Origin of the sequence: Aurantimonas manganoxydans SI85-9A1, from assembly GCF_000153465.1 — a bacterium.
GTDB lineage: Bacteria > Pseudomonadota > Alphaproteobacteria > Rhizobiales > Rhizobiaceae > Aurantimonas > Aurantimonas manganoxydans.
In genome coordinates this window covers 2,444,347-2,470,249 of the sequence record NZ_CH672387.1, presented here as the reverse complement: position 1 = coordinate 2,470,249, position 25,903 = coordinate 2,444,347, and the positions used below count along the sequence as shown (strand labels likewise).

15 protein-coding genes and 2 pseudogenes are annotated in these 25,903 nt (G+C 59.7%); 15 read left to right on the top strand and 2 right to left on the bottom strand.

Annotation, left to right across the window (positions count from 1 at the left end; translation table 11 throughout):
• The first annotated feature begins 101 nt into the window (after nt 1–101).
• Genes SI859A1_RS11650 through SI859A1_RS20360 form a run of 11 tightly spaced genes read left to right on the top strand, consistent with a single transcriptional unit; the run spans nt 102 to nt 9,731 of the window.
• Nucleotides 102–2,441, top strand: a complete 2,340-nt coding sequence (locus SI859A1_RS11650; protein ID WP_040325729.1) for a multicopper oxidase family protein — start codon at nt 102–104, stop codon at nt 2,439–2,441.
• 48 nt (nt 2,442–2,489) lie between these two features.
• A complete protein-coding gene (locus SI859A1_RS11645) occupies nt 2,490–3,572 on the top strand; it encodes an SCO family protein (RefSeq protein ID WP_009209961.1) in 1,083 nt (360 codons plus the stop codon).
• Nucleotides 3,573–3,623: 51 nt separating this feature from the next.
• On the top strand, nt 3,624–4,838 hold the full coding sequence (locus SI859A1_RS11640; protein ID WP_009209960.1) for a type II secretion system F family protein: 1,215 nt from the start codon (nt 3,624–3,626) through the stop codon (nt 4,836–4,838).
• On the top strand, nt 4,835–5,299 hold the full coding sequence (gene gspG, locus SI859A1_RS11635; RefSeq protein ID WP_009209959.1) for a type II secretion system major pseudopilin GspG: 465 nt from the start codon (nt 4,835–4,837) through the stop codon (nt 5,297–5,299). The genes SI859A1_RS11640 and gspG overlap by 4 nt, the downstream gene beginning before the upstream one ends.
• Complete coding sequence (locus tag SI859A1_RS20920) at nt 5,271–5,753, top strand: prepilin-type N-terminal cleavage/methylation domain-containing protein (protein WP_161600123.1); 483 nt, start codon at nt 5,271–5,273, stop codon at nt 5,751–5,753. The genes gspG and SI859A1_RS20920 overlap by 29 nt, the downstream gene beginning before the upstream one ends.
• The gene (locus tag SI859A1_RS11625; protein WP_040325727.1) at nt 5,750–6,121 is read left to right on the top strand and encodes a type II secretion system protein; all 372 of its coding nucleotides are present in this window, start codon (nt 5,750–5,752) and stop codon (nt 6,119–6,121) included. The genes SI859A1_RS20920 and SI859A1_RS11625 overlap by 4 nt, the downstream gene beginning before the upstream one ends.
• On the top strand, nt 6,118–6,810 hold the full coding sequence (locus SI859A1_RS21475) for a PulJ/GspJ family protein (RefSeq protein ID WP_009209957.1): 693 nt from the start codon (nt 6,118–6,120) through the stop codon (nt 6,808–6,810). Before SI859A1_RS11625 ends, SI859A1_RS21475 begins: the two co-directional genes overlap by 4 nt.
• Nucleotides 6,800–7,660, top strand: coding sequence for a type II secretion system minor pseudopilin (locus SI859A1_RS11615; RefSeq protein ID WP_009209956.1), 861 nt, complete (start codon nt 6,800–6,802; stop codon nt 7,658–7,660). Before SI859A1_RS21475 ends, SI859A1_RS11615 begins: the two co-directional genes overlap by 11 nt.
• Complete coding sequence (locus tag SI859A1_RS11610; RefSeq protein WP_081451382.1) at nt 7,657–8,718, top strand: PilN domain-containing protein; 1,062 nt, start codon at nt 7,657–7,659, stop codon at nt 8,716–8,718. Before SI859A1_RS11615 ends, SI859A1_RS11610 begins: the two co-directional genes overlap by 4 nt.
• The gene (gspM, locus tag SI859A1_RS11605; RefSeq protein WP_081451381.1) at nt 8,718–9,275 is read left to right on the top strand and encodes a type II secretion system protein GspM; all 558 of its coding nucleotides are present in this window, start codon (nt 8,718–8,720) and stop codon (nt 9,273–9,275) included. Before SI859A1_RS11610 ends, gspM begins: the two co-directional genes overlap by 1 nt.
• Nucleotides 9,276–9,731 carry a hypothetical protein gene (locus tag SI859A1_RS20360; RefSeq protein WP_050767512.1) on the top strand — a complete coding sequence of 152 codons (456 nt, stop codon included), beginning with the start codon at nt 9,276–9,278 and terminating at the stop codon, nt 9,729–9,731.
• Between the two features lie 15 nt (nt 9,732–9,746).
• On the opposite strand, the gene SI859A1_RS11595 is transcribed toward SI859A1_RS20360, so the two are convergent.
• Nucleotides 9,747–11,414 (bottom strand): GspE/PulE family protein, encoded by a 1,668-nt coding sequence (locus tag SI859A1_RS11595; protein WP_009209954.1) that lies wholly within the window; start codon nt 11,412–11,414, stop codon nt 9,747–9,749.
• 111 nt (nt 11,415–11,525) lie between these two features.
• Here SI859A1_RS11595 and gspD point away from each other — a divergent pair, with 111 nt between their 5' ends.
• Complete coding sequence (gene gspD, locus SI859A1_RS11590; protein ID WP_244400983.1) at nt 11,526–13,700, top strand: type II secretion system secretin GspD; 2,175 nt, start codon at nt 11,526–11,528, stop codon at nt 13,698–13,700.
• Between the two features lie 17 nt (nt 13,701–13,717).
• Nucleotides 13,718–14,320 carry a prepilin peptidase gene (locus SI859A1_RS20355; RefSeq protein WP_148233818.1) on the top strand — a complete coding sequence of 201 codons (603 nt, stop codon included), beginning with the start codon at nt 13,718–13,720 and terminating at the stop codon, nt 14,318–14,320.
• A 310-nt stretch (nt 14,321–14,630) separates the two neighbouring features.
• On the opposite strand, the pseudogene SI859A1_RS11580 reads toward SI859A1_RS20355, so the two are convergent.
• A pseudogene (locus SI859A1_RS11580) lies at nt 14,631–15,122 on the bottom strand (IS110 family transposase); the annotation flags it as partial.
• Between SI859A1_RS11580 and SI859A1_RS22105 the strand changes: the two are divergent.
• Both SI859A1_RS22105 and SI859A1_RS11575 read left to right on the top strand, forming a co-directional pair.
• Nucleotides 15,123–15,278, top strand: a pseudogene (locus SI859A1_RS22105) (IS630 family transposase); the annotation flags it as partial.
• Nucleotides 15,279–15,974: 696 nt separating this feature from the next.
• On the top strand, nt 15,975–25,868 hold the full coding sequence (locus SI859A1_RS11575) for a peroxidase family protein (RefSeq protein WP_009209951.1): 9,894 nt from the start codon (nt 15,975–15,977) through the stop codon (nt 25,866–25,868).
• Nucleotides 25,869–25,903 lie beyond the last annotated feature (35 nt).

Sequence of the window (25,903 nt, the reverse complement as noted above, 5' to 3'; positions counted from 1 at the left end):
GTGCCCTAAGGACAGGGCGAAATGACGCCTACGGTGTTATGGAGCCTGGCGAGTAGGTCTGGGTTTGGGCCAGGCCGGCCCGAATGGACCGGAGCGATCCCATGTATATCCTGCAGAATGCATCGAGAATTCGCTACCGCGAAGCGGAAAGAGCCCGAGAGAACCGAGCCGAGATCGTGCGGGCGCTCAACCAGGAGCAGGTCACTCGCAGGGAACTATTTAAATGGGGCTTGTTTACCACGGTCGGGACGCTGGCAATGGTCAATGGGTTGAGTCCCTTCGCCCGCAGCGCCTTTGCCGACATTCCCACCGGCGCTCCGCGTAGTCCGCTGTTCGGTGCGAAGAAATTCACGACGGAATTGCATCGCTGCCAGTTACAGGCACCGATCCCACTCCGGCGAAAAGTCGCAAACAACGGTGAGTCGATTGCCAAATTTCCCAACGAGTTGGGCGAATTGCCAGGCCGGCGGAAATCCTATCACACGCAATTCTCGAAGAATCCGGACAATGCCAAATTTCGCAATCCGCTGACCGGAAGGGGACCAATCGAAGGTCGCCCGCCGGGCGAGATTTTCGCGCATCAGCGTTGGGAAGAATACTTCCCCGAGGTTGGCTACCTTCTGTCGATCGGCCAATGCGCAGGCGACACCTACATGCACGAGAGTTTTCCTTATCAAAACTCCGATAGCTTCTGGTGCTATGGCTCAGGCCGAAGCGCGGTCGGAAGTATGCCACCGTTCTTGATCAAGGCACGGTACAGTGAGCCGATGCTGACCCGTGTCTACAACAACATGCCAGTTGACCGGTCACAGAATGCCGGTTTCGGCCGCAATGAGACACAGCTTCATTTCCACAACGCCCATAACGGCGCCGAGAGCGACGGTGCCGCAAACGTCCATCATTTCCCAGGTACCTTCTATGACTATCGCTGGAGCACGACACTTGCCCGTGCCGACAAAATCAACACGGATGCGTCGGACAGGCGAGCTTCCGGCCCCGATGGCAATGGCGGTCTTAACCTCGTGCCAGGTGACTTCCGAGAGATCCAGGGATCTATGTGGGCGCACGACCATCGTTTCTTCTTCACAGCCGAGAACGTTTACAAGGGAAACTTCGGAGCCATCAACTATTATAGTGGTCCCGATCGCGGTAATGAGGAGATGGACGACGGCGTCAACCTGAGGCTACCCAGCGGAACGCTTCTTGACTGGGGCAATACGGATTTCGACGTCAACTTGGTGATCTGGGATTGTTGCTACGATGCCAGCGGTCAATTGTTCTTCGATATATTCGATACGGAAGGAATGCTGGGCGATATTCCAGCAGTCAATGGTTCGTATGCGCCATTCTTCGAGGTTCTACCGAGAAAGTATCGCTTCCGCCTCTTGAACGCGAGCATGTCGCGCTTTTGGAAGATCGGGCTCGCCGACCAACAAGGGCGGGCGGTGCCGGTTCATTTCATAGCTAACGACGGAAACCTTGTCGTTTCTCCCCTGCAAATCCCGACCCTCGGACCACAGGGAATGGGGGAACGCTTCGATATCATCGTCGACTTCTCGCAGTTCCGGAAGGGCGACAGAATATACCTAGTCAATCAGGCGCTGCACCGCGATGGCCGGCGGATGAAGGAAGAGCTGTCGCTTAAGCAGGCAATTCGCGGAGACGATAAGGATCCTGTAGTGGGCGCCTTTATGGAATTCCGAATTGTCAACAAAGTGGAGAGCGTCGACGTCCCGGGTGTGTTCCATAGGGCTAGCGATCCGGACAAGAGCCAGATACCCCCATTGCTGACCGAGCAGATTCCGATCGTTGCGCCTGTTCGGACGCGTCATGTGGAATTCAAGAAATCGGGAGGCGATTCCCGCGGCGCGGACGGCAAATGCATTCCCGACTGCCCGGAATACGCAACCTTTCCCTGGACCATTCGCATCAATGGTGAAGACCATCATTCGATGAACGCCAACCGAATCTCGATGCTGATCCCGGCGCCCGGTGAGGTTGAGCATTGGACCTATGAAAACGGGGGAGGCGGCTGGGACCACCCGATCCATCTGCATTTCGAAGAAGGCATCACCATGGGTCGCAACGGCATGCAATTGCCGGATACGGAACGCTTGGCACGCAAGGATGTCTGGCGACTTGGTGAGGGTGGCAGTGTTACTTTTCAGGTGCAGTTCGGAGAATTTGGCGGCTCATATGTGAACCACTGTCACAACACGGTCCACGAGGACTTCGCCATGCTGGCCCGTATCCAGCTTCTGACAGGCGTTGCCGGGTCACCACAGACATCGATCACGCCGACGCCCAATCCGACACCGGACGGCGTATTTTTCACCGACCCCGAGATTCTGCCTGAGGGTCTGCCTCGCGGCTGGAGCGACGAAGGTGTGCGCACCGCACAACTCCAGACAACGATCGCCAGCGGTGACGACGATGACTAGGTCGCCTCCGACGATTGACCGGCATCTCAGCGGCATGAGGTCATTTCGATGAGTATCCTCCGCAAAAGAATGGTCGCATTGCTGCTTGGCTTGCTTGCGATGACGGGCGAGATCGATGCCGAGGCGGGATCCTCCCGCTACAATGCCGACTATTTCACCAACCGCCCGGTCGTGACCCATAACGGCGAAAAGTTGCGTTTCTACGACGACCTCATCAAGGATCGCATCGTCGTCGTCAGTTTCATCTACACGAGTTGTCTTGATTTGTGTCCGTTGACGACGGCCCGTCTTGTCGAAGTGCAACGCCGCCTAGCTGAAAGAGGTGGCACGAACATCTCGTTCGTTTCCCTGAGCGTCGATCCCGAGCGGGATACGCCCGAACGCCTCAATGCCTTTGCGGATGCGTTCGACGTCGGATCCGGATGGACTTTCGTGACCGGCATGCCGGAGGACATGAAGGTCATCAATCATGCACTCGGCGACAGGAGCCGTTCGCTGTCGGAACATCGCAACGAGGTGGTGCTCGGCAACGACCTGACGGGAGAATGGGCCAGGAACAGCACCTTCGGCGACCTCGAGCGCCTCGTCGTCGACATCCTAGCTATGGATCCTGAATGGCGGCGGACGGGCCGGGCACTCTCGGACAGATCCATGTCTCGGGAAGCGGTTGCCGGGCAGATTAGCGAACAGCCTGGACAGGCACTCTACAAGAAGCTCTGTGCGGGTTGTCACACCATCGGGGCCGGCGATCGGGCGGGTCCCGATCTTCTCGGGGCGACGAACCGGCGGGATCATGACTGGCTGGTTTCGTTCATCCGCAGCCCGGACCGGCAGCGCGCCACCGCCGATCCGGAATTGGCCGCCCTTGTCGCCCGCTTTCCAGGAGTGCGCATGCCGACGCTGGGCCTGTCGGACAACGATGCCACCGATCTCGTTGCCTATGTCGATGCGGTGGGTTCCGCGCTTTTCAAGGAGCGAGAACAGGAGGCGCTCCGCAATCCCTCCCACGACCATGGCATGGCGCAGCCAGCCGCACATCACGACCACCATGACGGCGCAACCGACCCCAACTCCGCCCACGACCATCGTGACCGCGGACGCGGCCGTGCCCGGAGTTCACATCACGACTGATCGCCCCGATCAGCAGACCTGTAAGTCGCGTTCACAAGAGGGTAGGGTGACATGACGAGTTTCGCCTACCAGGCACTGACCCCTACCGGCCACATCGTCGCCGGCACTCTCGAAGGTCCGACCAGGGCCGCGATCAGCATCGAGCTGGAGCGCCAGTCGTTGCTGCCCATCGAGATCGCCAAGGACGTGCCCCGCCGGCAATCCCTCAGCTCCGGGATCACCGCACTCTTCGCGCAGCGGCCTGGCGCCGGCGACGTCACCCGCGTCACCGAAGACCTGTCGGCGCTCCTCACGGCCGGCGTGGCGCTGGATCGCGCTATTCTGATCATATCGCAGACGGCCACGAAGCCAGTCATCGCCGTTTTGCTTCGGGACCTGCATCAAGCGATCTCGATGGGACAGAGCCTCGCTGAGGCGACTGGCAATCACCCGACCGCCTTCCCGGCGAACTACGTCAAGATCGTCCAGGTCGCAGAGGCTGCAGGCACCCTGCCGGAGACACTCGCCGTCCTGGCTCGCGAGCGGCAGCGCAGCGAGGAACTCCGACGGCGCATCTCCTCGGCTCTCGCCTATCCCGGCTTCCTCGCCGCCGCAGCCGTGGGCGTACTGGCGTTCGTGCTGGCAGTGGTCATCCCTGAGTTCGATCGCGCCCTCTCGGGGAGCGGGTCACCGGAAGGCCCGGCCCAGACGATATTCTGGCTGTCTCGCACATTCCGCACCAACGGCACCGAGATCGTGATCGTGACTATCGTAGCACTGTTGGCCGGGCTGTGGGGTGCTCGCAGCCGGGCGATCAGAGAGCGCAGCTATGAACTGTTCTGCCGTCTGCCGGGACTGAGAAGACTGGCGTCCGATGCGCGCACGGTCACGTTCTGCGCCAATCTCGGCCTGCTGATCCGCAGCGATGTCGACATTTCCTCCGCTCTCCGGTTGATCCGCGACACGATGATCTTCGACCGCGACCGCCAATCGATCGACGCCGTACTGGCGGAAGTTCGCCAAGGCCGCAGGTTGAGCGATTCACTCGAGTCCAGGTCCCTGCTGCCAACTTATGCCGTCCATATGCTGCGCGTCGGGGAAGAGTCGGGGCTGGGCGCCGCGGCGACACGAACGGCGCTGTATTACGAAGCCAGGCTGGATCGCGGCATGACCCGTGCCGTCGCCATTCTCGGTCCCACCATCCTGTTGCTCGTCAGCGGCCTGATCGCGTGGATCATCATCTCGGTTATGACCGCCCTGCTTTCGATGAATGAGATGATCCTATGATCCAGCCATACGAAACCTCGCATCGCCAAAGGCCTAAGGCGGATTACTCGCATCCACGCGATCGCGACGGCGGATTCACGCTGGTCGAGCTGCTGGTCGTCCTCGTGATCCTGAGTCTGGTGATGGGGCTCGTGGGACCGCGGGTCCTGAGCTATCTCGGCGATGCCCGCGCCAAGACCGCACAGATGCAGATCGAATCCTTGTCATCGGCGCTCGATCTCTTCTTCCTGGACATCGGCCGATACCCGACCGAACGGGAGGGCCTGGCGGCCTTGGTCGAGCCGAGCAGTATTCCGGGTTGGAACGGACCCTACGTGCAGCAGGGGAGAGTCCCCGTCGACCCGTGGGGGAAGCCCTACCAGTACCGATCTACGGCGACCGGGACCAAGTTCGATATCCGCTCGCTGGGGCCTGAAGGCAGTGGAGGCGGCAGTGGAACGATCGACATCACGAGCCGCTGACCACGGCGGTGGCTTCAGCCTTCTGGAAGTGGTGGTCGCGCTGGCGATTGCCGCACTGGTCGCAGTAATCGCCCTGCCGCGTGCCCTGCCGATGAAAGGGCTTGCCGATCTGCGGGAAACGGCGACGGCGATCGCAAACGTCCTCATGATCGACCGGCATGGCGCGGCTCGAACGGGTGCCGAGGTGGCCACCACGCTGGATCTAGAGACGGGCCTCATCGCATCAGGCCTGCAATCCACGCACTTCAGAATCCCGGATGGCATCGCCACGGAGCTTGGGCAGGGCGGCCGCATAATCCGGGACGGACATGCCCACATTCGATTTTCGCCCGACGGACGATCCTCCGGAGGAGTTTTGACGCTCCGGTGGCAACAGGCTGCAGCGCAGGTGTCCATCAACCCACTGACATCGAGCGTCATCATCGACACGGACCGAACGAGGAGGGGCCTATGACCACCCTCCTTGAGATGATCGTCGCGGCCGCCATTCTCACCGGTCTTGTTTCGCTGGCGCCGCGGGCGGTCGCATCGTCCCGCGCCGGAATCGAACGGATCGAAGAAACGGTCCAAGCGCAGATCGTCGCGGAGGCAGTGCTGTCCGCGGAGCAACGCGATACCTCCCTAAGCGCTGGTGTCCGCAGCGGGACAAAGAATGGCTTGAGATGGGTGGCCGAAACCCGCTTTTACCGGGATGGGCCTGAACCCGATGCGGATGACGGGGATTTTGCATTCTCAGATCTGCTCGCTATCCGGGTATCGGTCGAGGCAAGGTCCGGGCATGTCATCACGCTCGAGGCGCTCACCCTGGGAGTATCGCAGTGAGCCGTCAACGCTCTCCGCACAATGGCGGCTTCGCGCTGATCGAAGCGGTCTGTGTTCTGTCCCTGTCCGCCCTGGTGATTGCGACGCTGTCGTTGGCGACAGGCGTGGTAGTCCGCCATTCCGAGGCTGCCAACGCAAAGAACAACCAGATGGAGGTGCTTGCCGCAGGCGTTGCACGGCTGAAGCGGGATGTCTCAGGCATGATCGCCGTCCGCACTGGTCCGACGAAAGACAGTCCGCTGCTCTTCAGCGGATCTCAGACGTCCATCGTCTACGCGGTCGCCGCCGACGGCCAAGTGCCGGAGACGATGGTCTGGATCGAGAGTCACTATGAGTCTGGTATCGGCACGTTGCTACGTTGGGAGACCCCGCTCATCCCGGGTGATCCGACGCGGGCGCGCCTGCATCGGCGAAACCCCGCGATCCTGATGTCCGGCCCTTGGATCTTCCGGTTTGCATATGCCCATGACGGTACTGGCAAAGCGTCGCTGTGGAACGCCGGATGGAACGGGCGGAGCGCGTTGCCGGCATTGCTTCGACTGGATATCACTGACGCGAAAACACGTGGACTGGCGACCAGCATGATCGCCGCCACGCATGTCGACGCAGTTTTCGACTGCGTTACTCTCGAAGGGATCTGTCGGGGGGAGGAAAATTCGCCCCCGAATGGAGCCGAAGATGCGCGGTGAAGATGACGGCTACATCACTCTCGCGGTGCTGGGATTTGCCGGGCTCATGTCGGTGGTCGCCGTCGGCCTCGTCCATTTGACTGGGCAAGGCATCCAGAGGATGTCGATAGGTAGTCAGGCGCTGCAGGTCGAATCCCTGCTGGATAGCGGTCTGACGGGCGCCGGATATTTTCTGTTCGTTGAAAATCAGGAGCCCGACGACGTGAATGCCACGGTCCTGTCTCTGGGCGGGGGATCGGTTGAAATGGAGGTCGTCGATGAAGCGATCCGGGTCGATCTCAACAAGGCCACTCCCACGTTGCTCGCCAGCCTCTTCGATGCTGCGGGCGGCACCTCGCTGGACCCAAAAGCCTTTGCTGATAGGGTGATGGATTGGCGCGACGAGGATAGTCTCAGTTCGATCTACGGAGCAGAGGGGTTCGACTATGCAGCCGCGGGTAGGGTCGGAATGCCCCCCAATCGGCTCTTCCGCTCGGTCGACGAGCTTCGCTTTCTGCACGGGCTGGACGCGACGGATTTTCAGAGGCTGCGCCCCTTCCTAACCGTCTTTAGCCCGAGTTCGCACGTCCTCGAGAAGGGCGCGTCGGCCACCGTCAGGGCCGCAGTCGAAAAATCAGCCGCGAGAATTGCCGACAAGGATGTAAGCGCCGATGACCTTACGGCGGATAACGAACAGACGGACGCGCGGTCTGGCGTGTTCCGGGTTCGCCTGACCGCGCGGACCATAATGGGCGCTGTGGGAATCTCTGAGGCCGTGATCGCAAAAAGGAATAAGGCTCCTAAGCCGTTTGCGGTTTTGATGTGGTCACGGCTGCAAGACGGTGTCGGAAGTGGGGATGGCCAAACATGAGCCTCGTTTCCCCCGTCAATAGTGAGGCGAGAATTGCCCCTGCAGTGTCATGGCGGGGCTGGGCCAGATGGCTATCACAGCTTGTCGTCTCCAAGGCCGGGCAACCGTCGCTTCTTCTTGTGGAACGTGACGGGCGGTTCGAATGCTTCCGTAGACGGCGCAACGGTCAACTGGCGTTGATTGACAGCGGGGCCTTCGAGGATGTTCCGACGGGACGAACGGCTCGCATCCTTCGGCGTCAGTCGTTCGACTTGAGGCTCGACGCTGCGAACACGGTCACCACCGTGATCTGCCTTCCGGCGGCCGGTCGGAACCACATCGCTTCGATCGTTCAGCATCAGGTCGACCGACTGACACCGTGGTCGTCGGAGAAGGCTGTCTATGGGCACGTGATCCTGGAGAAGAGCCCGTCCGCCGCTCCGGGTGAGTTGACGGTGCGTCTGACCGTGATGTCCCGCGCCATCTTCTCGGCGCGAACTGCTCCCCTGATCGAAGCTGGTCTGCGACCGGCGTTGGTCGGGGTAAGCGATGATCCTCTCGATCGTCCGAGTATCCTCAACCTGAAACCCAACGTTGATCCTTTGCATAGGACGCACCGCGGGTATGGCATCTTTATCGCGGCCGCTATCGCGGGCGCGGCGACCGCGGCGTTTGCTTTTCAGGCTTGGGCTAACCACCAGCGTCAGGTGCAGTCCTCGATCATGACGCAGGAGATCGAACATCTTCGTGGAGCTCTCGCCGGAACCGGAGCGGCATCGAAGACAGGGGGAACCGTCGTGGTGCTCGATCGCAAACGGCGGAGCTGGCCGATGGTCTTGGTCTTGGAAGACCTATCCGCCGTACTGCCGGATGGCACATACCTGACCGACCTGTCGGTGGACGGCCGGACGCTCCGAATATCCGGTCTGTCGAGTGCGCCATCCGATCTGATCGCCATACTGGACGGCTCTGCGCTGCTGGCACACGTGCGCTTCACTGCTCCCGTGACGCGGGATCGAAACGGGGACAGGGACAGCTTCGAGATCGAAGCCGTGATCGTCGAAAGGTCGGCGTGGTGATGGCTTCCCATGTAGCTCCATCGAAGATGCGCTGGTGGGCGAGGGCGGCGGTTGGTTGTCTCGCCCCGGGCATGCTCATTCTAGCTCTGAACGAGTACCGATTGTCCCAGGATATTGCAACGGAAACCGCGGACAAGTCGAACATCCTTGCGGATCTGCGTCACCGAGTTGCCTCTGCGCCCATGTCCGCCCCAGCCGGAGCATCCGAGGATCGGCCCGGTTTCTACATTGCCGGCGACACCGTTCCTATCGCGGAGGCCACCCTGCAGAATATCTTGACCCGGATCGTCGAGGATCATGGAGGAGCGGTGTCGCAGGTCGAATTCCTTACCCAGCAAGAGGACACGGATCGTCGTGCGACGCTCAGGCTCTCGTTCCTCGCCAAACTGGAGAATGTGCAGGACATTCTCTACGACATCGAAAGCCGGCAGCCGCTGATGCTCATTTCCTCCCTGTCGCTGCGGGGATCGTCGACGGATGGGGACGTCCCGGATGGCGAGGACATGCTTCGAACTGTGGTGGCGGTCGAAGGCTACCTGAGTCCCGAGGGCAACTGAATGCGCTCTCTCGCCTACCTGCTGGCACTCCTGCTTTGCGTTACCGGGCCGATTAGGACCTTGGCCGAGTATGCCGCGAGCGAAGACGGCGATCTTGAACTGGGGCTCCCGCTGGATGACGCGGACTTGACCAATTTGACGCAAACCCGCGCCCGTCCCCTGTTTGCCCCCTCGCGGCGCCAGCCTCTTCCCCCGCCGGCGCCTATCCCCCGTCCCGTCGCCATTCGCCTGCCCGCTCCGCCGGTCCCGCCACCGCCGCCTGATATCCATCTGCTCGGCGTGATCGCCATCGGTGGCAAAAGAACGGCCTTGGTTGCCATTCCCGGGACAGGAACCGTGCGCTTGAAGACCGGTGAGCAATACGAAGGCTGGACGGCCACCATACCAAACCTGAAGACGCTCGAATTTCAGATGGCAGGTCGAAGCCAGACCTTTCGGCTTTTCGAGCCAAAATAGCCGGTCTCGGCCCGTTCAGATCGTCGCGCGCAGCACTTCCTCGACTGTGGTGATGCCGCACCGATATTTCTCCATCCCGTCCTGGAGCATGGTTCGCATGCCTCGAGTACTGGCTTCCTGTGCCAGCTTACTCGCGTCGACGTCGCTGCGGATAAGAGTACGCAGACCCTCATCCAGTCGGATCACCTCGAAGAGCCCGATACGACCCCGGTATCCGGTACCGCCGCACCAGCTACATCCGACCGCGACGAAATAGGAGTCTTCCGGTCGCGGTTGGAATCGACCTGCATCTGCCAACGCCGAAGCTGACGCAGAGCATTCCTCGGTGGGTCTGCGGCAGCGGGCACAGAGCTGGCGTACCAGACGTTGGCCGACGACGCAGCGTAAAGTTGACCGTAGCAGGAACGAGTCTATGCCCAGGTCCGCGAGGCGGACCACCGCTTCCGCCGCACTGTTGGTGTGGAGCGTCGTCAGAAGCAGATGCCCCGTCAATGCTGCTTGGATGGCGATGTCTGCGGTCTCGCGGTCCCGCATCTCGCCGACCATGAGCACGTTCGGATCGTGTCGCAGAAATGAACGGATCGCTGTGGCGAACGTGTAGCCGATCGCGGGCTTGACTTGGGTCTGGACGAGACCGGGAATCTGATATTCGACCGGATCCTCAACTGTGATGATCTTGCGGTCGGGCGTGTTCAGGACCGACAGGATAGAGGCGAGCGTCGTGGTCTTCCCGCTGCCGGTCGGACCCGCCACAATGACTAGGCCATGCGGTTCCTGAATCTGCACATTCACCGCCGCGAGATCATCTTCGGCCATGCCGAGCGCCGCAAGATCCAGGAATTTTGCATCTCTGCTCAGCAGGCGGACGACCGCCGTTTCCCCATGGAGCCCGGCAACCGTGGCAACCCGGAGATCGACGTCAGCGCCGCCGACGCGAATACGCGTTCGACCATCCTGCGGCAGCCGGCGTTCCGCAATGTCAAGGCCCGCTAGGATTTTCACACGCGAGATGACTGGGCGGGACTGCGCGGCGGGGAGAAACCCGTAAGGCCGGAGTAGGCCGTCGACACGCAGGCGGATAGCCAGCCCATCTTCCTGGGACTCAATGTGAATATCCGTCGCCGACAGCATCACAGCTGCGTCGAAAATCTCATCTACGGCCCGAACGACCGGAGCGCCGCTGGCGAGGTCCTGCAATCTCTGCAGATCATCTTCGGATCTGGCGTCCTGCATTAGTGTGCTCGCTGGCAATGAAGCCGCTGCGCGTCCCGACGCAAAGGCTTGCTCGAAAAGAACCTCCAGCTCGTCGAACGCGGCGATGCGAAGTTCCGACACGGCGCCTGTTGCCAGCCTCGCGGATCGGATGGCTTCGAACCTGGTCGGGTCTGCTACGGCGAGCACCGTCTCTTCTCCGAATTCGTATGGGAAAATCCATGCTTCCCTTAGGAATTGCAGAGATAGGTCTTCAAAAAGTTCCGCTCGATATTTGATCGAGGCGGGCTGCGCTCGAGGCAAATTATGAAATGCGGCTATTGCGTCTGCCAGCGCGTCCGCTGCAAGTATCCGCTGCTCCCAATAGTCGCGATAGGTCAGCCTTTCTCCGGCATCAAACGCGCACGGAATTCCGGTACGCTTACGAATCTCTGTGACAAATTTATCATCAACCGTCTGATTGGAAGCCATGATTCAAATCCATTCGAAGATTTCGACGGCCAAGTTCGATAGTTACGTGATAGAACTCTGCGATTAAAGTGAGCTTGGACCTTTGGGGGCATCCCCAAAACGGATTACTGAATGCGCCGCTTCACGGAAGCGTTGGGCAAACAGCTACGACGGGTTTCGAGCCGCCTGCTGGAGAGGGAGATCATGCGCTCTGAGATGCTTCCGTCAATTCCCGTCATCAGCGTTCTGCTTTTTGCCGGCGGCTGCGCTGGCCTCGACGGGATCATGGAGACGACGGATCGTTCCGGGATTTACGGGGCTGCATTCGGGCCGGATTTCTCCGCCAGGCAACCTCGTGCAGATCCGAGCGGATTTCCAGGACAAGCTACCTCGCAGGATGCTGCGGGAGCCTTTTTTGGGCCCGAAGCGAGGAACGCGCCGCCACTTCCTCCTGGTGTTTCTGCCAGTTCCGTAGGGGAAGTAAACTTGAACTTCCAAGGCGCCGCAATCCCCGAGGTAGTTGAGGCCATTCTAGGAGAGGCCCTTGGGATTGGCTATACCCTCGATCCGGACGTGACGGGAGAGGTGACGCTGTCGACGGCAAGGCCAGTGGCGCGTGATGATCTTTTAGCGATCCTGGAAAGCGTTCTTTCTGGCAATGGCCTTGCGCTTGTCAAGGCAGGCGAGCTTTACCGCATTACGACCGATGCTTCCACCGCGGCCACTCCCATTGAAAGGGGGCAGGCAACTGCCGGCCACGGACTTTCCGTTATTCCGCTGAAATATGTCTCGGCGCAAACCCTTACGCGGTTGATCGACGGCTTTGCCATCAGGCCGGGATCTGTAAGGGTCGAGAAAACCCGCAACCTCCTGATCGTTGCCGGAAGCGGCGAGGCGAGGCGAACGGCCGTGGGAACGGCGCTGTCCTTCGATACCGACTGGATGCAGGACCAATCAGTCGCCATTCTGCCGCTGCGCGCGACCAAACCAGAGACAATTATTCCCGAACTCACACGGGTGTTTGGCTCCCGAAGCGGCGAATCCAGCGAGGATGTAATCCAGTTCATGGCGATGCCGCGCCTGAAGGCCGTTCTGGTCGTTTCGCAGAGTCGAGGCCTGGTCGAACGAGCCCAGACGTGGGTTTCGCGGCTCGACAAGGAAAATCCGGATCTGAACAGCAATGTTCACGTCTACCGAGTCAAGTATCGAGACGCCCAGAAGCTGTCCGAACTGCTCGGGCGGCTTTTTTCGTCATCCGCGGCGGATCCAGCCGCGGCTACTGAGGAAGCTACACCACAACGAGATGCAGACCCTTCCGCTCTGGTGGAAGCGGCATTCAGTGCGCCTCTCGCAGGTTCCGCAACATCACTCTTCCTCGGCGCTTCCGGCGGCATGCTTGACGGCGCCACGTCGCTCCGCATCGAACCGGATCTGTCAAACAATTCCTTGGTGATTTATGGCGACCGAGCAGTCCGCGGAAAAGTCTTGCAGGCGCTCGCCCACATCGACGTTCCACAAATGCAGGTGGCGGTGAACGTGACGATGGCTGAGGTTCGCCTCAATGACCAACTGCGTTACGGGGTACAGTATTTTATCAAGAGTGGAGATATCGGGCTTGGACGGGACAAGGGTTCTGTCGGACTGTTCCGAACGATCGCGGACGGAATCGCTCGTGAGGTGCCCGGCTTCAATTTTGTCGTCGGCTCTGAGAGCTCGCCGGATATCGTGCTCAATGCACTCGATGCCGTCACCGACGTTCGGGTCCTGTCATCACCGTCGTTGGTGGTGATGGAGAATGAAGTGGCGAAGTTCCGTGTCGGAGACCAGATCCCAATTGTCACGCGAACCGTAAATTCCGTTGAGGATGCCAACGCCCCTATCAGTAATGAAGTCGAATATCGGGATACCGGCATCATCATGAACGTGAGGCCGCGCATCGCGGAAAACGGCGTCGTCACGATGGTCATCGAACAGGAAATTTCGTCGGTGACCGCCAACGCGGGCTCGCTGACACCGGTCATTTCCAACAGGAGCGTTGCCAGTACAATTTCTGTGGTCGACGGTCAGACCGTGCTGCTTGGTGGGTTGATCAGCGAACAAAGCGATGTTGGGCGGGACGGCATACCCGGTCTGAATCGGTTGAAGGTCGTTGGCAATCTGTTCGGCAGCAAGAGCCGCGCCGATGTTCGCACGGAACTTCTAATTCTCATCCGCCCCTCCGTCATTCGTGACGGGCGCGATGCGCAAAATGTAGCTGAGAGTTTGCGAGCTCAAATGTGGAACATGGGCGGCGGATCCCTGAAGTAGGAGGCATCGGTGTGAGGGTGGCGGGATTTTTCTCACTCGCGGCTCTTGCCAGCCTTACCGGTGGGATTCTGTTTGCCGACCCGGTTCGTACGGTTGAAGCCGTCGTTCTGGCTGTCCTGATGGGGATTATTGCAGACGAAGATAGAAAGCGCTTTCAGGTCCCAGCATGGGCCAACGCCTCTGCGGCGCTTGTCGGAATGATCGTTGTTATCGAGATCTCGATTTCCGAAAACCAGGATATCTCCGCTGGAATCGTCGCGGCCCTGGTGTCCGGGATTGTGTGCGGCGCCTCGCTTCTCGCCGTTCGCGAACTCTTCTTCCAAGTAAGGGGAGTAGATGGACTGGGGTTCGGCGATGTAAAATTGGGCGCGACCGCTGGCATATGGCTCGGTTGGGAAATGTTCTGCTATGCAATCATGGTATCGGCCATCGGATGCCTCATGGTTGTCGCCCTCTCCCATGTCAGAAAACGGGGATGGTCGCGCCAACGCCGGATCCCCTTCGCGCTGGCCTTGGCGCCGGCGATTTGGCTCTGTTGGATCGTGTTGCAAGTTGGACGCCTCGAAATACCGAGCGCGTTGAGCTGGGCGAGCGTCCACGCAGCCCCACCGATGGTGTGAGCTGATGATTTCGGTAGTTTTAGGCTTCAGGTTACACCAGTTGGCATCCTCAGCAGCGATTTCACCGTCATGCGTGTCATTCGGCCCTTTAATTGCGGCTCGCTGTCAACTCCCACTTTGATGTCTCCGCCGGGGTCAGGGTCCTTTTCGAGGTCGCTGCCTCATGATGGTTTTCGGGGGTGGACGCCTCGATGTGTGCAACGACGTCAGATACCTGCGTCAGCCGAATGACCGAGGTCGCCGTCACCACCGTCCCGGCGGGGACATCGGGTCGCGTCGAGTTTCGATGCGACACCGATCGGAATGGCGATCAGACGGATGAGATCATCGCGGGCTCCTTACCCCACTCGAATTCAGTACCATCGGTCCAGATACAATGGAGGATGACAGCAAGCTTGCGGGCAAGCGCAGTGTGGGCTTTCTTGTAGCCGACACGCCGGGCGAGCTGTTCCCCCCAGGCTTTCAGCCGAGACCACCGCTTCGTCCGATGCAGAAGCACTGTGGCTGCTTCGTAAAGATAGACACGCAGGGCGCGGTCGCCCCATTTCGACACGCCGCCTTGCGTGTCTGTCTTTCCGGACTGATGCCGTCGCGGCGTCAATCCGAGGTAGGCACCGACTGTCTGGGCCGAAGCAAACCGTGACGGATCGTCGATCGTGTGGCGATAGGCGAGTGCGGTCACGACGCCGATGCCGGGAACAGTCATGAGGCGGCGGACCACTTCATCGGATCGCGCGACATCCTGAAGCTTCCTGTCAATCTTGGCCTGTTCGGAAAGAACATGCTCGTAGACCGATAGAAGGTTTGGCAATTCATGAGGGACAATTGGCTGTCGAACCGTATCTTCGTCGACTACGACGACATCATCGCCCACTGCTGCGACGCGTGGAACAAGTTCGTCGATCAGCCATGGAGAATCATCTCCATTGGGATGCGAGATTGGCCACACCGGATCTGATCAGTGCACGTTGATATAAACTGCCAAGCACTACATGACGATCCTCATGCAGAATCCTGAGGCCAGAAATCGGCTGGAAGTCGTGGGTCGCTGCCTGTGAGCTCATGCAACAGGAAAGCAGTCGCGCTCAGTCAATAAATCAATTCAAACAACACCTGCTTTCACATTGTGTAACCCTCCTTCGCCGGATTTCGCGATCTCTGGCAGAGACGGCTACCGTGTTGTCGACGGGCCACTCTTACGACCGCCGACTGATGGATGCACGCTTTTCCCTCCGGCTTTTCCGTACGGTAGACCGCCCCGGGAGAGGGGTGTCACGTTCTGCTCAGAATGGAAAGAACAATCTTGGAGGCCATGTTGCATGCGCCGACGTAGCCGAAACAATCACCCGGAACGTTAGAATTTCCAAGTCCTTGCCGTCCAAGAATGGCCGATGACCTGTTGATTATGTAAAAGCCTTCTCGAGACGAATTCCGACCTTGGTCGCATCTATATTCCGACCAAGGTGGAGCAAAATAATCAGACTTACTACCCTGACGGTCTCTTCGAATCTGCGGTCATCATCAGCCATCAGATTACGCCCGAACTTGAAGCTTGCCGGAGATACCCGGCAATTCCGGCCAGGCCCAGACTTTAGGCCGGATCGAGAGAATTCCGGGTTCGCGCGTCGCTACCCGCACCATCGGAGTGAGGACAATGGCTGTAAAACTCAACGAAAATGATCTGCGCTTCATCCTCGACCAGATCAAAATCGCGGAAGCGCACGCCGCTGGCGCCGACCTCAATGATCTCGTTCCGGACCCGCATGTGCCATGGGGCCTACGCACAGTAGATGGCACCTACAACAATCTTGTCGACGGTCGTGAACAATGGGGTGCCGCTGACACGGTGATGCCGCGCTACCTCGATGGCAGCTTCGTCACGGATACCAATTCTGGTGCGTTTTTTGGCGTTACCAACAACAACTACGCTGCCCCTGGAAGCGTTGTGGACACCGATCCACGCATCATCTCCAATCTCATCGTCGATATGTCGGTGGACAACCCTGCAGCGGTATTGGCATTTCTAAACAATGAGCTGGCGGTGGAGACGTTCAAGGAACTTCACGGTGGACTTGAACCCGTAGCCCCAGGAACTGTCGTCAATTCGGCGACACAGCTTGCAGTGACGGACGCGGATCTGGCATTGATCCCGAATATCGCGCCGGATGAAGGTATTTCCGCGCCATTTAATGGTTGGACCACATTCTTCGGTCAGTTCTTCGATCATGGCCTGGACTTGATTACGAAGGGCACCAATGGAACGGTTTACATTCCGTTGCAGCCCGACGATCCTCTTTACGTTCCGGGTGGTTTCACAAACTTCATGGTGCTGACCCGCGCGGCGAAGGCCGAGCATCTGCCAGGCGAGGACGGGGTGTTAGGAACGGCGGACGACATTGTCAGCCACACGAACACGACCACGCCTTTCGTCGACCAGAATCAAACCTACACATCCCATGCATCGCACCAGGTTTTCCTGCGTGAGTACAAGTTCAATGCAGACGGTGAGCCCGTCTCCACGGGCCGTCTGCTGGACGGGCTGGAAGGCGGGCTGGCGACCTGGGGGCAGATCAAGGCCGAGGCGGCAGCGAAACTGGGGATTGCGCTGGATGATCAAGATGCGCTGAATATTCCCCTACTTCGGACCGACCCGTACGGTGAGTTCATCCGAGGCGATAACGGTTTGCCTATGATCGTGACCGGGCTCGGTCCGGACGGCATCCCGAACACTGCAGATGACATCGTGGTGCAAGGCAATCTGACCACGCCAGTCAATACCATGGCCATAGGAGCGATCCGTATCGGCCACGCATTCCTTGACGACATTGCGCACAATGCGGCTCCCGTCATCAACGGTGGCGTTCTGCAACCTGATGCCGATGTCCTTACCGGTAACACGGTAGCGAGCCAGCAGGGCCAGAACACGGAATACGACAACGAGCTTCTGGACCGGCACTACATCACCGGCGATGGCCGCGGCAACGAGAACATCGCGCTGACTGCAGTCCACCATGTCTTCCATTCCGAACACAATCGCCTTGTTGACGCGACCCGGATGGAGGTCCTCAAGTCCGGCGATCTTGCCTTCATCAACGAGTGGTTGGCGACGGATATCGCCACGCTGGAAGGCATTCCCGCTGACGGGCTACCTTTACTCAACTTCGCGAACACGCTCGACTGGGACGGCGAGCGCGTCTTCCAGGCGGCTCGCTTCGGCACCGAGATGCAGTACCAGCATCTGGTTTTCGAAGAGTTCGCCCGCAAGATTCAACCGGCAATCGACCCGTTCGTCTTCAATTCGTCGACCGACATCGACCCGTCGATCTTTTCCGAGTTCGCCAATGTCGTCTACCGGTTTGGCCACTCGATGCTCACCGAGACCGTGGCCCGGACGAACATTCATGACGGTTCGGCCGATAATATCGGTCTGATCCAGGCCTTCCTCAATCCGGTCGAATTTACCAAAAACAGCACAGTCAGTGCCGATGAGGCGACCGCTTCCATCGTTCTAGGAATGACTTCGGAACACGGCAACGCGATCGACGAGTTCATCACGAGCGCGCTTCGCAACAACCTGCTCGGATTGCCCCTTGACCTTGCGGCGATCAACATTGCCCGCGGTCGGGACACCGGCATGCCGACGCTGAACGAAACGCGCGAGCAACTCTATCAAGCGACCGGTTCGAGCTTTCTGAAGCCCTATGACAGCTGGGTCGACTTCGCGGCCAATTTGAAAAACCCAATGTCCGTGGTGAACTTCATTGCGGCCTACGGCACTCATGAAACTATTGTCGCAGCTGGCAACAATCTGCAGGAACGACGCAATGCGGCCATGGCGCTCGTCTTCAACACTGAAGGCGCTCCGGCGGATCGCCTTGCCTTCCTGAACAGCACCGGTGGCGAAACTGCGGAGTCCGTTGGTCTCAACGATATTGATCTCTGGGTCGGTGGTCTGGCGGAGCAAATCCTTCTTTTCGGCGGCATGCTCGGCTCGACATTCGCGGCAATCTTCGAAGCGCAGCTCGAAGCGCTGCAGGATGGTGATCGGTTCTATTATCTTTCTCGTACGCAGGGCCTCAACCTGCTCAACGAGCTAGAAAACAACGCCTTCTCGAAGCTGATCATCGCCAACACCGATCTGAGCGATCCCGGCCCCGACGGCATCCGCGGAACGGGCGACGACGTAATTGCGCGCCACATCGGCGTCGATGCCTTCGGCCAGTACGACTACGTTCTCGAGGTCAACAAATCCAATCAGCTGATCGAGGATCCAACTGGAGTCGATCCGGTTCTTGAGGCGCTTGGGTTGGGCAAGGTCATCCGCGACGACCCGCGCACCCCACAGGACGAAAGTGCTGTCTCAGGGTACGTCGCCTCGATCAACGCGCTCGTCAAACAATACGACGCCTCCGGCACCCCGACGGGAATCCTGATCGATGGTTCGGAAAACGTGATTCCGGGTATCACTGTCGGCGACCTTCGGGAGAACGCCGAGCACCTGGGCATCATCCTTACGGACGAAGACCTCGCCAATGCACCGGTCCTGAAGCTGAATCCAGATGGAACCCTCCGTTTCAACCCCACGCCAGGCGCAACGACGACGGCGTCGGTCCTGAATAACGACTTCGAAGCGACTTCTTTGGCTGACGGCGCACCAGGCGTCACGACCGATGCCAACGGAAATTATACCGTAGGCGCACCCGTAGGGTGGGAGATCAACGGAGGATCGGGCGGACTCTTCGATCCGGCCGCCATCATCACGGATCAAGCCGGGCCGTCCGGGAACAATGTCGTGTGGTTGCGCCAAGGCGCTACGCTCGCAAGGAACACAGGCGAGAGCGCAGTCGCAGGCGCCGTGTACACGCTTAGCTTTGATATCGGCGATCGCACGGATCACCCGTGGCCGGGCGGGCAGGTCCGCATCTCTGCTACCGATGGCGCCAATACGACGCTGTTGGCTTTCCAGCTATTGCCCGAACCGAGCAATGGCATGTGGTCCAACGTATCGATCAGCACTTCGGCGATTCCAACGAACCTGGCGGGTCAAGAACTTCGTATCGAGATCCAGCAGGACGGTAATGGCGGCGCCAATCAGATCCTGGTCGACACAATCTCTTTCTCGTCGACAACCGAGGTTTTCTACAGTTCCGACCTTACGCCAGCTCAAATGGGAGTGGCATACGATCCCGCCGCGGACCCGTTTGCCCGCGACGCTGACGGTAATGTCCTGCGCACTGGCCAGGCCATCGTGGACGGCCCTGCAACGAACGAGACCGTCATCGATCCGGTGGGGCTTGCACAGGCCTATACCCCAGGCAGCTATCTCCGCTTCACTGGCGGCGAACACGTTGTCCTTGGGGGTACCAGCGGCAACGATACGCTGATCGGCAGCTTCGGTGACGATGGTATCTGGGGCGATGCCGGCGACGACTTCATTCAGGGCGGCCAGGGCGTCGACCTGATCCTGGGCGGTTCGGGCGACGATGTTATCCTCGATGATGGGGATTCCGGCAACTTCATCAAGGGCGAGGACGGCGATGACGTGATCGCCAACTCGGCCGGTCCGTTCGACATTCTCATGGGCGGTCGCGGCAAAGATGTGATCTTCGTCGGACCGGACGACACCGAGGTGTTCGGCGGCGAAGGCGACGATTTCATTGCTGGTGGCGAAGGGGTGGACTTCCTGCTCGGCAACGAAGGCGACGACTGGATCGAAGGCGGCGGCGGGTTCGACACCACGGCAGGCGACAACTCAGATTTGTTCTTTGATTCTAAAATACTGGGCCATGACGTCATGTTCGCCGGCAATGACGAGCACGATTTCGACGCCGAGTCCGGCGACGACATCATGGTGCAGGGCGAAAGCGTCATGCGCAACGAAGGCATGTTTGGTTTCGACTGGGCCACCTTTCAGGGTAATTCGCTCGATGCTTATGCCGACATGCGCATCAAAATCTTCACGACCGAGCAGCAAGATATTCTGCGTAACCGCTTCGACAAGGTCGAAGCCCTGTCCGGCTGGAACGGCAACGACCAGCTCTTTGGCGATGACCGCGAAAACCCGATCAATGCCGAGGAAGGTGTTGGCGGCGACACGGTCGCCGCGAACGAGAACATTCTCTTCCATGACGGTCTCAGTCAGGCAGGTGTGGATCGGATTCGTAACCTGCGTGAATTCCTTGACGTCCTGATCGCGGATCGCCCGCAACTGTCAGCCGAAGAACTCGAAGAGATCATCGCCTTCGAGGACGGAAACATCCTCATGGGCGGACGTGGCAACGACCGCATTCAGGGCAATGGCGGCAACGACATCATCTCTGGCGACCATTGGCTGCACGTTCGGATTAGCATCTCTGATCCGGACTCGGGCGGTGAGATCGCGACCGTGACAACGTTGCGGCACGTCTTCGATGGAATTAGTGGTCCGGCAGAATGGGCGGGAAAATCGCTCTTCGAACTTCTGGTCGAACGAACGGTGAAACCTGCACAAATGGAGATCGTCCGCGAGATCCTGTTCGACGCGGATGATGCGGCCACAAGTTTCGATACTGCCATCTTCCAAGGCAACATTTCCGAGTACATCATTGAAGGGGCTGGCGTCGGTGGCCAGAACTTTTCTGACCAGAACGGCGATGGCTTCATCGAAGTGAGACATCTTGATCCGCTCGTTGCCGACGGCGTAACGCTCGGAATTGACGGTGTGGACTATTTGAAGGGTATCGAACGTCTAGAATTTGCCGACGGCGTAATCGACGCGGCGGCAGGTCTCGACGAGGTTCCCGTTGGCACTCCAACGCTACAGGTACTGGTCGACACCGACGGCAATGCGATTTTCCAGGCCGGGCTACCGCTCAGGATCGCGACGAATCCCGACGGTTCGCTCGCCGGTGTCACCGATCCGGATAATCCGAACGGCGGAGTGATCACCGACTTCACGGTTACATGGCAACTCGAAGCCGCACCGGGCACCGGTGTCTTCGTAGACGCCCAGATTGGCGGCCTGACGTTCATCCCGAATGGAAACCCCGTGACCGGAATCGATGGCGAACGCGTGCGTGCGGTCATCCGCTTTACCGATGCGAACGGCGTCCGCGAAACGGTGGTCAGCGCGGCCTCGGCACCGCTGTCACCAGCTACCGATCTTACCGATATCAACGGTGACCTCGTCTTCGTCGGTACGCATTCCATCGACATGACGATGGCCGGCAATCCGAGCTTCGGAACCGCCTTCGTCTCTCAAAACGGACAAGATACGATCACTGGAGGTGCCGGAGACGACACCATTCAGGGCTTGAGCGGCAATGACACTCTCAACGGAGGCGCCGGGGACGACGATCTGCTCGGCCATGGTGGCGACGACATTCTCGTTGGAGGCGCAGGAAGCGATATCATCAACGGCGGTGCGGGCAACGATACTGCGGTGCTCGACTTCACCGTCGCCGATGCGACCTTCTTCCTTACGCCAAGCGGAAGTCTCGAAATCGCTGCAGGGGCAGACGAAGACGAACTGATCGACATCGAACAGGTCGAATTCAGCGACGGTCAAATCCTGACGACACGGCAGGCGGAGAACCGAATTGCCAATTTCCAGAGAGGAAATGGTCAGGACAACATCATCAATGGCGACCTTGACGGGGTCGTAGCTGACGACACGATCCGTGGCCTGAACGGCAACGATACCATCAGCGGAGGTGACGGCCGCGATCTCCTTCTCGGGGACGGCGGAAGCGACACGCTCAACGGCGATGAGGACGACGATATCCTCGCCGGCGGTAGAGGAAACGATACCGTCAACGGCGGAGCAGGCGACGATACGGTCTTCTGGTTTACCGGCGATGGTCGGGACTCCGTCAACGGTGGTGGCGGTACGGATACGCTCTCGATCAACGGCGATGAAGGCGTTGCGGAGACCTTCCGGATCTACACCCGGGCTGCCGCCATCGCGGCCAACATCAACCCCGGAGGCCCCAACAACGAGATCGTCATCACTCGTACGGTGGATGGCGCCCCAGATTCCAATGCGGACCGGATCGCCCTTGTTCGCAACATCGAAGAACTTGAAATCAATACTCGGCCGATTGGTGGAGCAACGGTCGCCCGCGGCGATACGGTCCAGATCTTCGGTGATTTCACCACAACTTCGCTGGCACTGAACACCATCACCATCGATGGCGCGTCGGGCGACGATACGGTCGATATCACTGCGCTGCAGTCCGCTCACCGCATCGTATTCAAGTCCAACGGTGGCAACGACACGATCATCGGGACACTTCGTCCGCAGGATGTGATCGAGCTCGCGCCGGGCGCCACGCTCGCCGACTACCAAACGACGTCCATGAACGGCATGACAAAAATGACCTTCGGCGGGCATTCGATCGCCTTCCCGAGCACAAGCCATCCAACCTTCGCCGACAACTCATCGTCGCAGGGCGGTAGCGGTGGTGGCGGAGAGTCGGCGCCGGGCGGCAGCTTCGCCCTGACGGCTCGCGACCTGGCTGGCCTGAAAAACCTGGTCAATGGTCACCAAGCTTTCGAGGACGATGACGATACCGCGGGTGCTGGAGGCGTCCGTGAACTTCTTGGCCGCAACAACAACGAGTCGCATCCTGAATACGGCGCAGCGGACGAAGTCTTCATCCGTCTCACCGAAGCTCGCTACGGCGAGTACGACGGTACGACGAACAACCGTGCCATTAATCCGATCTTTGCAGGCCTCGATGCCCGCACGATCAGCAATGTCCTTGGTCATCAGGAGGCCGATCTTTCGCCGGCCGCATCGGGCGCCAATACTTTCTTCATGGCGTTCGGACAATACTTCGACCATGGTCTCGACTTCTTGCCGAAGAACTCGGCCAACGGGGTTCTGGCAATCGGCGGCCCGGGTACGTCTCGAGCGCCGGGTGTCGACAATCCGGCGGATCTGACCCGCGGCGAGGTGTACACGATCGACGAAAACGGGGTGCCTCAGCATCTCAACAAGGCATCGCCCTTCGTCGATCAGAACCAGGCATACGGTTCCAATGCACTCGTGGGGCAGTTCCTGCGAGAAAGTGACGGCGACCAGGGTGTCGGCATGCGGCTCCTTTCTGGAGCGACCGACCCCTCGACCCCCGACTTCAACCTGCTGCCAACGCTGCGTGAGCTCATTGCTCATCATTGGGAGAACGACACGATCTTCGTCGATCCCTCATTGCCGGGGGGCTCGGTCAGCTTCCGCGACTACTTCACGGACTATCCGATCAGCGACAACGCGACCGGCAGCATTTTCGACGAGGCGACCGGCGCCTACGACCCCGATGTCGTGGCCTCGATGGTCTCCAACTTCATGGGCGGCGGTTACCCGCTGCTTCTCGACACAAACCCGTACATCAACCTCCTCGATCACTATGTGGCGGGTGATGGCCGTGCCAACGAGAACTTCGCCCTGACGTCGATGCATACGATCTGGGCGCGGAACCATAACTTCCACGTCGAGATGCTGCTCGAAGCCGGCTTCGAAGGCACCGAGGAAGAGGTGTTCCAGGCGGCGAAGATGATCAACGAGGCTGAGTATCAGCGCGTTGTCTTCACCGAGTTCGCGGACATGCTCATCGGCGGCATTCGCGGTGAGGGGGACCACGGGTTCAACGACTACAACCCGAATGCCGATGCGCGGATTTCCCACGAGTTCGCTTCGGCGGTCTACCGCGTAGGGCATTCGCTGGTCGGCCAGACGATGACGGTCATCGGGCCCGACGGTCAGCCGCGCCAGGTTGAACTCTTCGACGCTTTCCTCAACCCCACGAGCGAACTGGGAGCATTCAAGCCGGGCCTTCCGGATGGGTACGTCCCGCAACCTGGCTACGCCCAACTTGGCGCAGGAGCCATTCTCGCGGGTGTCGCGACACAATCTGCCGAGGAGGTCGACTTCAACATCGTCGATGCGATCCGCAACGATCTTGTGCGCATCAACGCCGATCTGTTCGCCTTCAACGTCGCTCGCGGCTGGGATGTCGGCCTTGGAACGCTGAACCAGGTCCGCGCCGATCTGAAAGCCTCGGGCGACCCGTATATCCAGGAGGCGGTCGGCTTTGCCGGCAACCTCGACCCCTACGCATCCTGGGCCGATTTCCAGGCGCGGAACGGGTTGAGCGACACCATCATGGACCAGATGAAGGTGGCTTATCCGGATCTCATCCTGTCGACCCCGGAAGAAATCGCTGCCTTCATTGCGGTCAATCCCGACATCGAGCTGACGGATGGAGCCAACGGAACCAAGATCGTGAAGGGTATCGACCGCGTTGACCTCTGGGTCGGCGGTCTTGCCGAGAAGCACGTTCTGGGTGGCATGGTGGGCCAGACGTTCTGGGTCGTGCTGCACGAACAGTTCGACCGCCTGCAGGAAGGCGACCGGTTCTACTATCTGGAACGGTTCGACAACTTCGACTTTTATGACAATTTCATAGACGGTCAGGAGTTTTCTGATATTATAGCTAGGAATACAGGTCTAACGGGTCTTCCAGAAGAAATTTTCCGGGCCAACGACGAGAATGATGACACGGCCGACAACGACGATGGCGTTGGCGATGACACCTCCGACGAAGATGGTGACAGCGACACAGTTGGCGAAGACAACAACGACGACACGGTTGTTGATGATGACGATGCGCTCGCACCGGTCCCGCCGGTTGTGTCAGGCCTGGCGGTAACCGGGACCGCGGCAGCGGATGTCATGATGGGCGGCGCCGAGGCCGACGTCCTAAGCGGCGGCGACGGTGACGACATCATCCTTGGCGGCTTCGGCGACGACACGCTGATGGGCGGGTCCGGAAGCGACCTGATCAAGGGAGACGCCGGCCGCGACATGATCTTCGGGGGTGCCGGTGACGACGTCGTGCTCGGCGGTGCCGACAACGATATGATCTTCGGCGACGCCGGCGACGACCGGATGTTCGGCGACGACGGCGACGACATGCTGGAAGGCGGTGGCGGCTTCGACACGGTCTATGGCGGGGCGGGCAACGACCGCTTCATTGCCCGCCAGGGTGACGGCGACGACATCTACTGGGGCGATGCGGGCAACGATACGCTGGACTATGCCGCGATCACGGCAAATCTGACGATCGATCTCGGCAACGGCACGATGCAGCATGGCAGCGTCCACAGCAGCCAGAGCGGTCATGACGCGATCTTCGGGTTCGAGAACGTCATCGGCGGTGCGGGCAATGACGAGATCACCGCCAGCTCGGTGGTGAACGTCATGGATGGCGGTGGCGGCAACGACACCTTCGTCTTCCGAACGGCGGCGGATGCCGATGGCGACCGGATCAACGGCTTTGCGAGCGGTGACAAGATCGATCTGAGCGGCATGAATGGCTCTGAGGGCTTCACCTTGGAGACCACGGTCCTTACCGGCGCTGGCCAGGTGCTTGTGACGCATCTGACGGGGGATGACGGGGAAGCCCTCACCCGGATCCAGGGAACTGTGTCTGATGGAGCCGAGGCCGACTTTACGCTCGAGGTCGCGGGTCGTCACCTGACCCAGTCGGACTTCATCGGCGTCGCCTGATGAGCGCTCGGCGGGGGCGTCAGCTCCCGCCGCCT